The 14,166-nt window shown below is 66.0% G+C and carries 13 protein-coding genes; 10 read left to right on the top strand and 3 right to left on the bottom strand.

Annotated features, from left to right (window positions below; genetic code table 11):
• Positions 1–90: 90 nt before the first annotated feature.
• From K4043_RS05740 to K4043_RS05710, 7 genes are all read left to right on the top strand, one after another.
• A complete protein-coding gene (locus tag K4043_RS05740; RefSeq protein WP_123730592.1) occupies positions 91–1,419 on the top strand; it encodes a dicarboxylate/amino acid:cation symporter in 1,329 nt (442 codons plus the stop codon).
• Between the two features lie 513 nt (positions 1,420–1,932).
• Positions 1,933–2,463 (top strand): hypothetical protein, encoded by a 531-nt coding sequence (locus tag K4043_RS05735; RefSeq protein ID WP_123730593.1) that lies wholly within the window; start codon positions 1,933–1,935, stop codon positions 2,461–2,463.
• Positions 2,460–3,098: a hypothetical protein gene (locus K4043_RS05730; RefSeq protein ID WP_265308496.1), complete on the top strand. Its 639-nt coding sequence runs from the start codon at positions 2,460–2,462 to the stop codon at positions 3,096–3,098. Before K4043_RS05735 ends, K4043_RS05730 begins: the two co-directional genes overlap by 4 nt.
• A gap of 56 nt (positions 3,099–3,154) precedes the next feature.
• Positions 3,155–4,621 (top strand): adhesin, encoded by a 1,467-nt coding sequence (locus K4043_RS05725; protein ID WP_260232260.1) that lies wholly within the window; start codon positions 3,155–3,157, stop codon positions 4,619–4,621.
• A 156-nt stretch (positions 4,622–4,777) separates the two neighbouring features.
• Positions 4,778–5,464 carry a C39 family peptidase gene (locus tag K4043_RS05720; protein ID WP_260232283.1) on the top strand — a complete coding sequence of 229 codons (687 nt, stop codon included), beginning with the start codon at positions 4,778–4,780 and terminating at the stop codon, positions 5,462–5,464.
• Between the two features lie 9 nt (positions 5,465–5,473).
• Complete coding sequence (locus K4043_RS05715; RefSeq protein ID WP_265308495.1) at positions 5,474–6,238, top strand: hypothetical protein; 765 nt, start codon at positions 5,474–5,476, stop codon at positions 6,236–6,238.
• Positions 6,239–6,286: 48 nt separating this feature from the next.
• The gene (locus K4043_RS05710) at positions 6,287–7,603 is read left to right on the top strand and encodes a hypothetical protein (RefSeq protein ID WP_123730598.1); all 1,317 of its coding nucleotides are present in this window, start codon (positions 6,287–6,289) and stop codon (positions 7,601–7,603) included.
• Positions 7,604–7,653: 50 nt separating this feature from the next.
• On the opposite strand, the gene K4043_RS05705 is transcribed toward K4043_RS05710, so the two are convergent.
• From K4043_RS05705 to K4043_RS05695, 3 genes are all read right to left on the bottom strand, one after another.
• A complete protein-coding gene (locus K4043_RS05705; protein WP_265308494.1) occupies positions 7,654–8,991 on the bottom strand; it encodes a sigma-54 dependent transcriptional regulator in 1,338 nt (445 codons plus the stop codon).
• Positions 8,992–9,239: 248 nt separating this feature from the next.
• Complete coding sequence (locus K4043_RS05700) at positions 9,240–10,001, bottom strand: C40 family peptidase (protein WP_260232284.1); 762 nt, start codon at positions 9,999–10,001, stop codon at positions 9,240–9,242.
• A gap of 146 nt (positions 10,002–10,147) precedes the next feature.
• Positions 10,148–10,687: a C40 family peptidase gene (locus K4043_RS05695; protein ID WP_265308493.1), complete on the bottom strand. Its 540-nt coding sequence runs from the start codon at positions 10,685–10,687 to the stop codon at positions 10,148–10,150.
• A gap of 111 nt (positions 10,688–10,798) precedes the next feature.
• Between K4043_RS05695 and K4043_RS05690 the strand changes: the two genes are divergently transcribed.
• The 3 genes from K4043_RS05690 to gorA all read left to right on the top strand — a co-directional run bounded on the left by K4043_RS05690 (position 10,799) and on the right by gorA (position 14,088).
• The gene (locus K4043_RS05690) at positions 10,799–11,278 is read left to right on the top strand and encodes a peptidylprolyl isomerase (RefSeq protein WP_088433264.1); all 480 of its coding nucleotides are present in this window, start codon (positions 10,799–10,801) and stop codon (positions 11,276–11,278) included.
• A gap of 83 nt (positions 11,279–11,361) precedes the next feature.
• On the top strand, positions 11,362–12,609 hold the full coding sequence (locus K4043_RS05685) for a DUF418 domain-containing protein (protein ID WP_265308491.1): 1,248 nt from the start codon (positions 11,362–11,364) through the stop codon (positions 12,607–12,609).
• Positions 12,610–12,732: 123 nt separating this feature from the next.
• Positions 12,733–14,088 (top strand): glutathione-disulfide reductase, encoded by a 1,356-nt coding sequence (gene gorA / locus K4043_RS05680; protein ID WP_265308490.1) that lies wholly within the window; start codon positions 12,733–12,735, stop codon positions 14,086–14,088.
• The last annotated feature ends 78 nt before the right edge of the window (positions 14,089–14,166 follow it).

The following is a 14,166-nucleotide window of genomic DNA, read 5'->3' as shown; positions in this document are numbered from 1 at the left end:
CCGATGACACGCTGATTTTCCGTGTACGCCTCGTTCCAGCGCCCCGCTTGGGCTAAGGTGCCTAGCTGTCAAATTACCTCTGGAACGCGCATGAAGCTGGTCTCTGCCTGGTTGCGGATCCCCTTCTGGCAACGGGTCCTCGGCGGCTTCGTCCTCGGCGCACTGGCCGGCTGGCTGCTCGGGCCGGCGGCGGAAACCTGGTTCGGCCCCCTCGGCGATCTCTACGTCACCCTGATCAAGATGATCGCGGTGCCGCTGGTGTTCTTCGCCGTGATCAACGCCATCTCCTCGCTGCACGGGCAGAAGTCCGTCGCCGCCCTGGGCGGGCGCACCTTCCTGTGGTTCATCATCACCGCCGCCCTGGCGGTCTGCGTGGGCCTTGCCGTCGGCACCGTCATGCAGCCCGGCAGCGGCGCGCTCAGCCTGAGCATGGACCACGGCTACACCCCCCGCGAAGTACCCAGCGTGATCAAGGTGCTGATGGATGTCGTGCCCTCCAACGTGTTCTACGCGTTGACCGGCATCGGCACCCGCATCAACAGCGCCGGTGAAACCGTCCTGGCCGCCGGGCGCGGCTCGATCCTGCCGGTGATCTTCTTCGCCGGCCTGCTCGGTTTTGCCATGGTCAAGCTCGGCGACAAGGTCAGCGAAGCACGCAAGCTGACCGGGCAGATGAGCGAGATCATGATCCAGGTGACCCGCTTCGTGCTGGAGATCACCCCGCTGGGCACCTTCGGCCTGATCGCCGGCCTGGTCGGCAGCTACGGCTTTGAAAAGCTGCTGCCGCTCGGCAACTTCGTGCTCGCCCTGTACATCGCCTGTGCCGTGCACATCGTCGTGGTCTACGGCAGCCTGCTGCTCATGCACGGCCTGAACCCGCTCAAGTTCTTCCGCGGCGCCGCCCCCGGCATGCAGGTCGCTTTCGTCAGCTCCTCCAGCTTCGCCGCCATGCCCGCCGCGATGCGCTCGATCACCCACAATCTCGGCGTCAACAAGGACTACGCCTCCTTCGCCGTCCCGCTCGGCGCCAGCATCAAGATGGACGGCTGCGGCGCGATCTATCCCGCCCTGTGCGCGGTCTTCATCGCCCAGTACACCGGCGTGCCGCTCACCCCCGAGCAGTACATCGTGGTCCTGATCGCCTCGGTCCTCGGCAGCTTCGGCACCGCCGGCGTCCCCGGCACCGCCGTCGTGATGGCCACCGTCGTCCTCAGCGCCGCCAACCTCCCGCTGGAAACCATCGGTTACCTCTACGCCATCGACCGCATCCTCGACATGATGCGCACGATGACCAACGTCACCGGCCAGATGCTGGTCCCGGTCATCGTCGCCAAGGAAACCGGCCTGCTCGACCGTGAGATCTACGACAACCCATCCACCAACCTGGGCGTGGATGAAGGCGAAGAACGAACGTCCTGATGCAGGCACGAACGCAGCACCCAAAGACCGGCGAGAGCCGGTCTTTTTTTTGTTTGGCGGAACTGCTTTCGCATCTTCGCTTCTTCCTGCCGCACAGGCAGATGTCTGGCGGGCTGGCGATGCCAAGCCTCGCCGGGACCGTGAGCGACATGGATGTCGCGACACGAGCCCCCATGGATGGGTTCACGGCGTGTCCCGGCGAGGCTTGGCATCGCCGGCCCTCACGATAAAGCGACTGGCTTAAGCTGTACAAACAAACCCGGAGCTAGCCTGAACCCGCACCGTAACCCCGTGTATCACCCGGTGTAACACCTGTGATACATCCGCACCACGCCTGCCTCTCGGCGCAACCCCATCCACCGGCCAACCTATTCATCCACCCAACCGCTAACGCCGCTGTAACAGCAATGTTGCGTGCGATTAACCCCAACCGCACGAAAGCCCAGCAAACACGGGCATCCGGAACTTGGCACGAATGCTGCTCCAACCCCTCGCATGTAATCGGAGGTCGCCATGGACAGCGTTGCCGCACACCGCACACGACACACCACACTCTGGCTGCTCGCCGTTGCACTCATCGTGCCGGCGGCCGCCAACGCCTCCGGCGCACGCCAGGGCGTCAAACCCCAGCCCGGCGAAATCGTCCTCCTGCGTGACGTCTCCGCCCGGCCGGCTTACCGTCCGGCACCGCCCGGCATGGCACTGATCGCCGACCCCTCACCGCGCCGCGAAATCGGCCAGGCCCTCGGTACCTCCACCGGCATGGACGAACTCAGCGACGATGACTACGCCTCGCTCGGTTCCAACACCGGCGCCGGCATCCCGCGCAGCGCCACCACCATCGAGCGCGTGACGGGCCACACGGTCAGCGGCACCCTCGGCAAGGTCACCGACAGCGGCATGCTCTCCAGCGGCCAGCTCAGCAACACCATTGGTGGCCCCATGGGCGCGGTCGGCAACGCCACCCGCGGCATCGGCGACCAGGTCCGCGGCGCACTCGCCCAGTTCCCGCTCGGCCAGCCCGCAGGCGGACCCGGCAAATGAACACTGCCCTGCGCAACGCATTGCTGACCGGCCTGCTGCTCGGACCACTGGGCGTGCACGCCCAGCAGGCCAACGACTACGCCGCGATGCTCTCCTACCTCAATCAGAGCCGCATCGATGGCCGCACCCTGGCCGGCGCCGACGGCGCCATGACCGTCAACATGGCTGCCGGTGATCTCAACCAACAGGCCAACCTGATGGGCATCGCCAACGGCCGCAACGCTCACATCAATGTGGATGCGCGCCAGCAGCAGTCCAACAACCTCAGCCTCAGCGATACCGCCATGGACGCCAGCGCCACGCTCGGCGGCCAGGCACTCAACGGCGCCCGAGGCGTGGCATCGATCAACCAGGCCAGCGGCAACGGCAACGCGACGCTCAACGTCGTCACCGCCACGCTGGCGCAACAGGGCATACGCGAAACGAACGACGAGGCTTTGGCTGCGTCGGGCGCACTCGCGTCAGCAGGGGGGCAGGGGGCCGTCAACAGCGGTCGGTCGGCCGGAACTCGCAGGGTGGCGGTCGAAGCCTCCGCACTGCAGGGATTCGACGGCGTCCTGCAACTCAATCAGATCGCGGGATCCGGCAACGCCACCGCAAACCAACTGAGCATTTCGGTGCAGTCCACCCCGTGAGTAGTCACATCCACCCGATTGTCTGTGATGAGAGAGAGGGCACCATGAACACCAACATGAAACGGACCGTACTGGCCATCGCCGTCGCCGCTGCATCCGCCTCCGCCGGCGCCAATGGCTGGGGCAATGACCGCGACAACCAGAACCAGAGCGCCAACATCAACCACCTGCACAACGTGGCTGAAACGCGCACCAACACCAATACCGATACCAACACCGAAACCAATACCACCACCAACACCGATACCGATTCGCGCACCTGGAACCGGACCTGGAACAACACCCGCAACAACAACAGCACCACCAACACCACCATCAACGACAACGTGACGAGCAACACCAACGTCACCAGCAACCGCGACGTGACCAGCAACCGCAACGTCACCGAGAACGTCAACAAGACCAGCAACATCCAGGCCGACGAGCGTCAGGAAAAGAACAACCACGGCGTCGACGTGAACATCGAGAAGGACCTGCGCCTGAGCTCGGACATCAGCTTCTCGGGTGATCCGGAAATCACCGGCTCGATCGATATCGACTCGGCCGCCATCGCCATCATCGACAACCGCCAGTCGGTCACCAACAATCTGGCCGGCAACACCCTGGTGACCAACAGCGCCTCGATCGCCGACGACGTCGGTGCCGATGCCTCCGGCAACCTGGGCTTCAACGTCGCCGCCGGTGACAACAACGCGCAGGACAACGCCGCGTCGCTGTCCGCGGCCGATGCGTCCTTCAGCTTCGGCATGGCCGATGCGGAAGTCTTCGTCAACCAGTACGGCGGTGGCAACACCACCCTCAACTCGGGCGTGACCAACGCTGCGGGCCTGGGTGGCAATGCCTTCAGTGGCGCGTCCGGCAACATCGGTGCCAACGTCGCCTCGGGCAACAACAACGAGCAGAAGAACGCGCTCGCCGCCTCGGTCGCCACCAGCGCCTATGCGACCTCGAGCATCAGCTCCAACCAGGTGTCCTCCGGCAACACCGTCAGCAACGCCGGCTACCTGCAGTCGATGACCGACACCGTGGACGTGAACCTGAGCGGTCGCGTTGCCGGTGCCACGTTGGCCGTCGGTGCGGGCCGTTACAGCGGCTCGGGAAGTGCCTACCAGAAAGACAACTACTACCTGGATACCTGGAGTGGCGCGCTGGATCACCCGAGCGGCAGCGAAACCGGTCATATCGACATGGATAGCGATATCCAGAATGCCACCGCCAACCCGAATCGTCCGGGCGTGGGCGGCATTGCGTTCGACACCGAAGAGCGCGGCACCAGCCAGTTCGTTGAACTGGGCGTGGCCGACCTCTACGCGAGCCTGAGCGGCACCGTCTCCACCACCCGTTGGGTGAACGTGGATGCCACCAACACCGCGGCATTGTCCGGCAGTGCGTTCTCCGGCGCCTCCGGCAACATCGGGGTGAACGTGGCCTCCGGTACCGGCAACCTGCAGGCCAACAGTCTGGCCCTGGCGGTTGCGCAGCCCTCCACCGGCGGCGGTGGTGGCGGCGGTCCGGAACAGTAAGTCTGTCCGTTTTCGCAAGCAGTACGCGTTGAGCGCAACAAACCCGGTCATCCGCCAATGACCGGGCTCCCCGGGAGCCCCTGTCCCTTCTCCCCCTTGGGGCAGGGGCTCCTTCCTGAGCTGGAGTACTGCATGTCCAGTCGTATGCGCACGTGGATGCTGGTGTGGACACTGTCGATGCTGATGATGCCGATGGGCAGCGTACGCGCCGGCGATGTCGGCTTCAGTGGCGTACTGCCCAACGGGGCGGTGCTCACCCAGCGTGTGGAAAGCATGCAGGAACGGCGCTTCCGCAATGTCGTACGGCAGCACACCGATTACAGCTGTGGCGCAGCTGCCCTGGCCACGATCCTGCGCTACGCCTACCACCTGGAGGCCGATGAGAGCACGGTGATCGAAGGGATGATGGGGGTCTCGGATCCACAACTGGTCCACCAGCGCGGTTTCTCGCTGCTGGACATCAAGCGTTACGTCGAATCGATGGGCATGCGTGGACGCGGCTACCGCGTCAACGAAGAGCGCCTGCGCTCACTGCGCGTGCCCGGGCTGGTGCTGATGGATGTGCGGGGCTTCCGCCATTTCGTGGTCCTCAAACAGGTCCGTGGCGATGTGGTGGATGTGGCCGACCCGATCCTGGGAAACCGCAGCATTCCCGTCAGCGAATTTCTTCAGGCGTGGCCGTCGCGCGCCGTGTTTGTCGTGATCGGCAGTGACTTCGATCGCAACACGGCACTGCTGCAGCCCGGCGAACGGCCGAGTGCCCGTTCGCTATATGCCAGGCAGGGACCGATCACCGATGCGGAACTGGTCGATTTCGGATTCACCCATGCCGATCTGTTTTAAGGAGGCACCATGAACATTGCAACCTGGACGCCCGGCATCGTGTTGCTCGCCCTGCTGGGCATCGCGCCGGCACACGCCGACGACAGCCGGCCCGGCAAGGGATTGAGTGAAATCCCCGACCCGGAATTGAATCTCATGCGGGGGCGTTACACCGTCGGTGGCAACACCGTGGCGTGGTTCGGCGTCACCATGGTCTCGCAATGGCAGACCGCCGGCGGGCAGTCCGCACAGAGCGCGCTGAAGCTGGGCATGGACTTCAGCCACGGCGGCAGCGCACCGAAGATCAGCTTCGCACCGAGCGTGAGCGTGACCGCCGCCGATGCGCCGCTGCCGGTGACCCCAGGGCGCAGCGTGGACTCCAGCGGGCTGCAGAACGTGGCCGGCCTCAGCCAGAGCATCCAGGTGGCCGGTGACGGCAACCTGGCCAGCAACGCTACCCAGTTGACCGTGCGCGATGGCGTGGCACCCACGCCCACCAGCGAAGGCGTGAACCTGGCGAGCGTGCAGCAGGGCGGCGTCAGTGCGCTGGCCCAGCTGGAAGGCAACACGGCCAAGGTGCAGTTGCAGATCGAGGGTGTCGGTGCGGTCCAGCAATGGATCCGCAACGGCAGCGTCGGCCAGAGCATCGCGCTGGGCAGTGATGGACAGTCGGTCACCAACCGGCTGCAGATCGACCTCGTGAGGCAGTCGCTGGCCAACAACGTTCCGCTCAATCAGAACGTGGCGCAGGCGATGACGCTGGTACGCGGCGTAGGCATGGGGCCGGGCCAGTGATCCATCGGCCCGGCAGGGGGAGCGTCAACACAACAGTGGGCCAAGGCAATGCACACGATGATCCGCGCAACACCGCTGGCGCTGGCGGCGCTGGCACTCATGGCGGCTGCGTCCGCCCAGGCACAGGCGCAACAGCCTGCGCCCAATGACGAGGCCGATGTCAGGGCACTGATGGCGCAGCTGGAAAGCCTCAAGGCCAACTATGCGCAGGAAGTGCGACGCCTGCGCGAGCTGGACATGCAGGTGCAGGCGATGCAGGCAAGGCTGACCGGCAAGACCGCGCCGGTCGCCGGTGCCGCACCTCCACCGCAACAGGCCTTGCCGGCTGGCACGCCTGCAGCACCGGCCAGCGCCGACGGTTACGCCAGCTCGGCGGCCGAAGCGCAGCAGGCCAAACAGGAATCGCGACGCAGCGTGGATGACGTCAAACAGCAGCAGGCCGCGCTGTTCAGCCGCCGCTTCACCATCGAAAACAGCCTGTCCTATGCGCGCTATGACCGCAAGCAGCTGAGCCTCAACGGCTTCCTCGCGCTGGACGCGATCTTCCTGGGCAACATCGCCATCGAGAATGTCGAGTCGGACACGCTCACCTACAACCTGGCCGCGCGCTGGGGCGTCAGCCCACGCCTGACCTTGAACCTGGATGTGCCCTACTTGGCGCGCAAGACGGTGTTCCAGAAGGGCGGTGCCGGCGGTTCTGCGGCCGCCATCGCGCAGGAGGAAACGACCGGCAATGGTATCGGCGATGTTGGCGTGAGCGCCAACTACCGGCTGTTCGCCGAGCGTGGGCGGCTGCCGGAAACCGTGCTGACCGTGGGCGCGACCGCGCCGACCGGGCGTGCGCCGTATGGGCTGGACTGGAAGGTGCTCGAACGAGATGACGATGACTTCATCCGTTTCGCCGTACCCGAACAGCAGCCCACCGGCAATGGCGTCTGGCAGGCCAACGTCGGCCTGTCGGCGGTAAAGACCGCCGACCCCGCGATCCTGTTCGCCAACATCGGTTACATCCATTCCTTCCCGCGCAGCTTCGATGACATCGATGCCAACCCGGACACCACCAACCCGGGGGACGTGAAGCTGGGCGGCTCGTACTACTTCGGTGCCGGCGTGGCGTTCGCCTTCAACGAGCGCACCAGCCTGAGCATCTCCTTCAGCGACAAGCTGAGCGCGCGCGCGTCCACGCGCTACAAGAATGGCCAGTGGCTCAAGGTAATCGGCAGCGATGCCAATGCCGCCACGCTCAACCTGGGCATCACCTATGCGCTGAACCAGAAGACCACGTTGGTGAGCCTGCTGGGTATCGGCCTGACCCCCGATGCACCGGACTTCACCCTGGCCTTCAAGGTGCCGTACAGCCTGTGAGCCAACGGTAGGGTCGCGCAGTCCACGGGTTTGATGCGACGGTTCGCGGCTCAGCGCAGTTCGGGTAGCGCCAGTTGGTGCTTGCGGCAGAGCCGGTAGACGGTCACCCGGGAGACCTGCATCTGGCGGGCGCAGGCGGTGATGTTGAAGTCCGCCTGGCGCAGGGCATGCAGCAGGGTCTCGCGTTCGGCCACCTGCTTTGCGCCTTGCAGGCCGCGCTCGGCGGTGGCCATCAGCGGTTGCGTCAATTCCAGGTCCGCTGCGGTGATCAGCTCGGCATCGCTGACGATCGCCGCACGCTGCACCCGGTTGAGCAGCTCGCGCACATTGCCCGGCCAGCCGAACCGCTCCAGTGCCTGCACCGCATCGGCGGTGAATCCGCGCGCACGGGTGACATGGCGGTGCCGGAAGCTGGCGAGGAAATGGTGGGCCAGCAACGCGATGTCGCTGCCGCGCTCGCGCAGCGGCGGCAGCGGCAGCCGCAGTACATTGAGGCGATAAAAGAGGTCGCGACGGAAGTGACCCTGCTCGACCGCTTTCTCCAGATCCACGTGGGTGGCCGCGAGCACGCGCACATCCACCTCCAGCGGCCGGTTGCTGCCGACGCGCTCCACCGTGCCTTCCTGCAGCACGCGCAGCAGATTGGTCTGTGCATCCAGCGGCAGATCGCCGATCTCGTCCAGGAAGACGGTGCCCCCACTCGCCGATTCGAACAGGCCCAGCCGACGGGTTGCTGCACCGGTGAAGGCGCCCCGCTCGTGGCCGAACAGCTCGGACTGGACCAGCGCCGCGGGGATCGCGCCGCAGTTCACTGCCAGAAACGGACGCGCATGACGTGCGGACAGCGCGTGCAGGGCCTGGGCGGCCAGTTCCTTGCCGGTACCGGTTTCGCCGGTGATCAGCACCGGCAGATCCACCGGCGCGTACTTGCGGATTGCCGCGCGGGTGACCTGCAGCACGGCGCTGTCGCCGATCAGGGACTGCGGACCGTGGGTGGCGGGCAGGGGCTCGGCACCGGCCAAATGCTGCAGGCGTTGGACGACGCGCGGCAGATCGATCGGCGCGGTGTAGGTATCCACGCAGGCGGCGAGCAGTGCATCCAGCACCGGCGAGGGACGCAGTGGGGCGGCCGGCAGCAAGGCCAGCAGGCTCATGTGACGGTGGTCCACCAGTAGCTGCTGCAGATGGGCCAGGTTGGCCGGGACCACGGTGCGCAGGTCCAGCAGGCCCACGACCTGGTCGCTGCCGCGCATGCCGATGCCCGCGCATTGTTCCGGGGCCACGCCCCGCACCTGCCAGCCGGCCGCAGCCAAGGTGGCCCGTTCAAGCGGGAGAGGTTGCCCAAACCAGATCACACACCGGGCAGGAAAATCGGGGACAGCCGCCATGCGTCACCTTGTCGACGAGAAGCTCGGGCGGTGTCTGCTGCCTGATCGGTTGCCGCGCACGTGCCGCCCCACGTCCGGGTCCGTCCCCCGCCGCAGCGCACAGGCGCCCGGCGTGTCGCCGGCCGGGAAATAGACGGTGACAGAGAAGGGAACGCGGATTGGGGGGGGCAGCGGCCATCGCCGGGCGGCCCAAAGAAAAAGGCCGCTGCAGGGCAGCGGCCTTCGATCTGTTGATTCAGCAGGGCGCCTCAGAGGTCGACGCGGCGGGCCTGCATGAACTTGCCGCCCCAGTACCCGCTGACCAGGCTGTCGACGCGGACGTCCTTGCCGGTACTCGGGGCATGCAGGAAGCGACCTTCGCCGACATAGATGCCGACATGGTCGACCCGGCCCTTGCGGCCGAAGAACACCAGGTCGCCAGCTGCCAGGGCGTTGCGGTCATTGATCAGTTCGGCCGCGCCGTCATGGGCCATTTCGCGCGACACGCGCGGCAGCTCCACGCCCAGCGCCGTACGGAACACATAGCCGACCAGGCCGCTGCAGTCGAAACCACTGTCCGGCGAGGTGCCACCCCAGCGGTACGGGGTGCCGAGCAGGGTCATCGCACGGCGCAGCAGGGACTGGACCTTGCCGTTTTCGGCGGCGTCGCCGGCCACGGTAATGGCGCCGGTGCTGGCGTCGTAGTTGGCGAGCAGGCGGCTCAGATCACCGGCGAACATCGCCGAGCGGTCCATGAGCGGGATGGTGTCGTTGGCCGCCAGGTGCGGAAGCAGGGCGGCGAGGGTGGCGCTGGCAGCGGCATCGGCCTTGCTGCGGGCCGGCGCTTCAGCCTTGGACTTGGCCGGCGCGGGGGAATCAGGTGCAACAGTGACGGGGGTTGCAGCGACCTCGGAGCCGATCGTCGGCGCGGACTGGGCCCATGCCGGAAGGCTGGCCAGGCAGAGCGCTGCGGCGATGAAGGCGGGTCGGGCGCGACGCCGAAGGGCGGCTGTCTGGCCTTTGCAACTCAGGTCGTCTGTCGTCACGCGGCGGTCACTGAATAAAAACGATGGGGGATGATGCCGTGTAAGCGCAGTGATTAGGTACAAATTCCGTTAATTTTTCGTTTACAACCATGTGATCTATGTCACAAATTTAGCCCTTACCCCTGTTCAGCTTAGTTAAGGACGCGTTTCGCCCCGGTGTAGTGGTCCTTCCAGTAAGGCCCGCCCAGCGAATCCAGCCGGACCGTGCCACCGGTGCTGGGGGCGTGCACGAAGCGGCCTTCACCCACATAGATGCCGACATGGAAGACGTTGCCCTTGTTGCCGAAAAACACCAGGTCGCCGGGTGCCAGGCGCTTGGGCTCGATCTTCGGTCCCTGCACGGCGGCCAGATCACGCGAGGTGCGGGGCAGGCGCAGATCCAGCATCTCGCGGTACACGTAGGCGACCAAGCCGCTGCAGTCGAAGCCGGATTCCGGGGTGTTGCCGCCGTAACGGTACGGCGTGCCCACCAGTCCGATCGCGCGCATCAGCACCGCGTTGGCCGCCTGCGGGTCGTTCGGGGCCACGCTGGGCCAGACCTGGGTGGAGGCGGGCGGTGGGGCCGGGCGGGTGGTCTTGCCGCCGCCACAGGCACTCAGCAGGGCGATGATCGCCAGCAGGGCCAGGTGGCCGGGCAGGCGGGTCAGGCGCGAAACTGGCGTCATGTGCATGTTGTCCGGATAATGCGCGACCTTAGAAGGCCGTCATGATGGCGGCGTATCCGGCAGGCCACAACCCGCCTCACCCGTCTGCCCTCGGCAGTCTCCAGACCAGAGTTGCGCATGAAGATCGAAAAAGACCGCGTCGTCCGTTTCCATTACACCGTCGCCGAGCAGGGCCAGGAGCCGATCGAGAGCTCCAAGGACCGTGATCCGCTGGCGATCCTGATCGGCCACGGCAACATCATCCCGGGCCTGGAAAACGCCATGATGGACAAGGAAGCCGGCGCCACCTTCGAAGTGGACGTCAAGGCGACCGATGCCTACGGCGAGCGCCGCGAAGGCCTGACCCAGCGCGTGCCCAAGAAGCACTTCGGTACCAGCAAGCTGGTTCCGGGCCAGCAGGTCGTGCTGCAGACCAACTTCGGCCCGCGCGCGGTCACCGTGGAGAAGGTCGGCATGAGCGTGGTCGATGTTGACCTGAACCACCCGATGGCTGGCAAGGACCTGCACTTCAACGTCGAGATCGTCGACGTGCGCGAAGCCAGCAAGGAAGAAATCGAGCACGGCCACGTGCACGGCGACGGCGGCCACCAGCACTGAGTGCTGCACCCCCTCGTTGATCCAACGGCCCGCTTCGGCGGGCCGTTTTCGTTTGTGCGGCAGGCTTCCACGCGCACGGCATAATGGCGGACCTGGTCAGCGGATTGCCTGTGAACGCAGCTTCTTCTCCTTTGCAGCCGGTGGGCGCCAACGAGCGCATCGCCGTCATCGACATCCTGCGCGGGTTCGCGCTGCTGGGCATCCTGCTGATGAACATGGAGGCGTTCAGCGGTCCGCTGGACCTGTCCTTCACCGGCATCGATCCGCATTGGCAGGGCGCGGACTACTGGGCCGATGCAGCCATCTACGTGCTGGTCCAAGGCAAGTTCTTCACCCTGTTCTCGCTGTTGTTCGGCGCGGGGTTCTCGGTCATGGCGCAGCGCGCTGCGGCGGCCGGCCGCGCATTCGCGCCGTTCTATCTGCGCCGCAGTGCTGCGCTGCTGCTGATCGGCCTGTGCCATGCGCTGCTGGTATGGTCCGGCGACATCCTGGTGATCTATGCAGTGATCTCACTGCCGTTGCTCGCCTGTCGCGAGGCGCCGCGCAGTTGGCTGCCTGCGATGGGGGTGATCAGCTATCTGGGCGCAGCCGCCCTGGTGATGCTGCTGGGCGCGTTGATGAGCTGGATGGCCACCATGGACCACGCGCAGGACCCGCTGCGCGAGGCCATCGCGCAGGCCCAGCGGACGATCGAACTGCAGCGCCAGGCATACGCGCATGGCAGCTGGGGGCAGGCGGTCGGACAGCGGCTGCGCGATCTCGGTGCGATGTTGTCGGGCATCTTCGTGATCGGTCCGGAAGTGCTGGGCATGTTCCTGATCGGTAGCTGGTTCGCCCGCAGTGGCGCGCTGGCCGAACCCGAGCGGTTTGCACGGCTGTATGCACGGCTGCGCTGGATCGCCTTGCCGGTGGGCCTGGTGCTGATGCTGGGCAGTGCGATCTGGCATCCCTATCAAGCGCCCGGCACGCTGGATCTGCGCGGCGGCGTGGCGTATGCGACCAGTGCGCTGGCCGGGCTGCTGATGTGTCTGGGCTACCTGGCCTGGATCGTGCACTGGCGCGCACGCCTGCAGGTGTTGGCACCGATGGGGCGGATGGCGCTGACCCATTACATCGGCCAGTCGCTGGTCTGTACCTGGGTGTTCTATGGCTATGGACTGGGCGCGTTCGAAACGCTGCCGCGCCTGTGGCAGATTCCGTTCGCGCTGGCCCTGTTCGCGCTGCAGGTGGCGATCAGCCATGCGTGGCTGCGGTACTTCCGGTTCGGACCGCTGGAGTGGATCTGGCGCGCGATGACCTATCTGCAGTGGCCGCCGCTGCGCCGGGCCTGAACCGGGGGCCGCCGCGGGGCACGCTCACGTCTGGATCGCGGTGGCGCATGGCATGCTGGAAAGGAGCATGCGGGCCGTGCAACGGCGGCCGATCCTGCCCCCTTACCGAGTTGAGCGATACCAATGACGACGCAATACGACTATGACCTGATCGTGCTGGGCGGTGGTTCCGGCGGCCTCGCCGCGGCCTTCCGCGCGGCGCAGCACGGCCAGCGCGTGGCGATGCTGGAGCCGGGCGAACTTGGCGGCACCTGCGTCAATGTCGGCTGCGTGCCGAAGAAAGCGATGTGGCTGGCGGCCGATCTCTCCGGCCGTATTGGTCTGGCCGCCGCAATGGGCTTCGATGTACCCGTGCGCCCTTCGCTGGACTGGAAAGAACTGGTGGTGCATCGGCAGGCCTACATCGCCAACATCCATGCCAGCTATCTCAAGCGACTCAATGAGAACAAGGTGGTGCGTGTACCGCGCCGTGGTCGGCTGGTGGATGCGCACACCGTGGAGTGCAGCGATGGCGTCCGCATCAGTGCCGCTCACGTCCTCATCGCCACCGGTGCGTATCCGCAGCGTCCGGAGATTCCCGGTGCGGAACTGGGTCTGGTATCCGATGATTTCTTCAACCTGTGCGGCGCGCCCGAGCGGGTCGCGATCGTGGGCGGTGGCTACATCGCGGTGGAGCTGGCCGGGCTGCTGCAGGCGCTCGGTAGCCGCGTGACGCTGCTGGTACGTGGCGAGCGGCTGCTGGAGCGCTTCGATGCAGAACTGACCGCACAGCTCGCCGAGAACCTGCGCCACCAAGGCGTGCAGATCCATTTCGGTTACCGCCTGCGCGAGCTGCAGCGTGACGGCGATGCCGTGGTCGCGCTCGGCCACGATGGCCCGGCCGACGGTTATTTCGATGCGGTGTTCTTTGCCACCGGGCGACGCGGCAACAGTGCCGATCTGGGGTTGGAAGCGCTCGGCGTGGTGATCGGTGACAAGGGCGAGGTCGAGGTCGACGCGTGGCAGACCACCGCCGTACCCAGCGTGCACGCAGTGGGCGACATCGCCGGCAAGGTTGGCCTGACCCCGGTGGCGATCGCCGCGGCGCGCAAGCTGATGGACCGCCTGTTCGGTGGCCAGCCCCAGGCGAAGATGGACTATGAAAACGTGGCCAGTGTGGTGTTCTCGCATCCGGCCTTGGGCGCGGTGGGGCTGAGCGAAGAAGAGGCCTGTGCGAGATATGGTGATGTGCGCGTGTATCGCAGCAACTTCCGCCCGATGCTGCAGGCCTTGGCCGATGGCACCCAGCGCAGCCTGTTCAAGCTGGTCTGCGTGGGCGAGGACGAGCGCGTGGTCGGCGTGCACCTGCTGGGCGAGTCTGCCGATGAAATCCTGCAGGGGTTCGCGCTGGCGGTGAAGATGGGCGTGACCAAGGCCCAGTTCGACGACACCGTGGCGATCCATCCGACCTCGGCAGAAGAAGTGGTACTGATGCGCTGAAAGCGCATCAGCGGCGTGCACCTGCCGCAGCCGCAGCAGGGATCCGGTAGTGCCACGCCATGCGTGGCAACCGCGCAC

The organism is Stenotrophomonas sp. SRS1, from assembly GCF_026130205.1.
Taxonomy (GTDB): domain Bacteria; phylum Pseudomonadota; class Gammaproteobacteria; order Xanthomonadales; family Xanthomonadaceae; genus Stenotrophomonas; species Stenotrophomonas rhizophila_B.
This window is presented reverse-complemented; position numbering and strand designations above follow the sequence as displayed.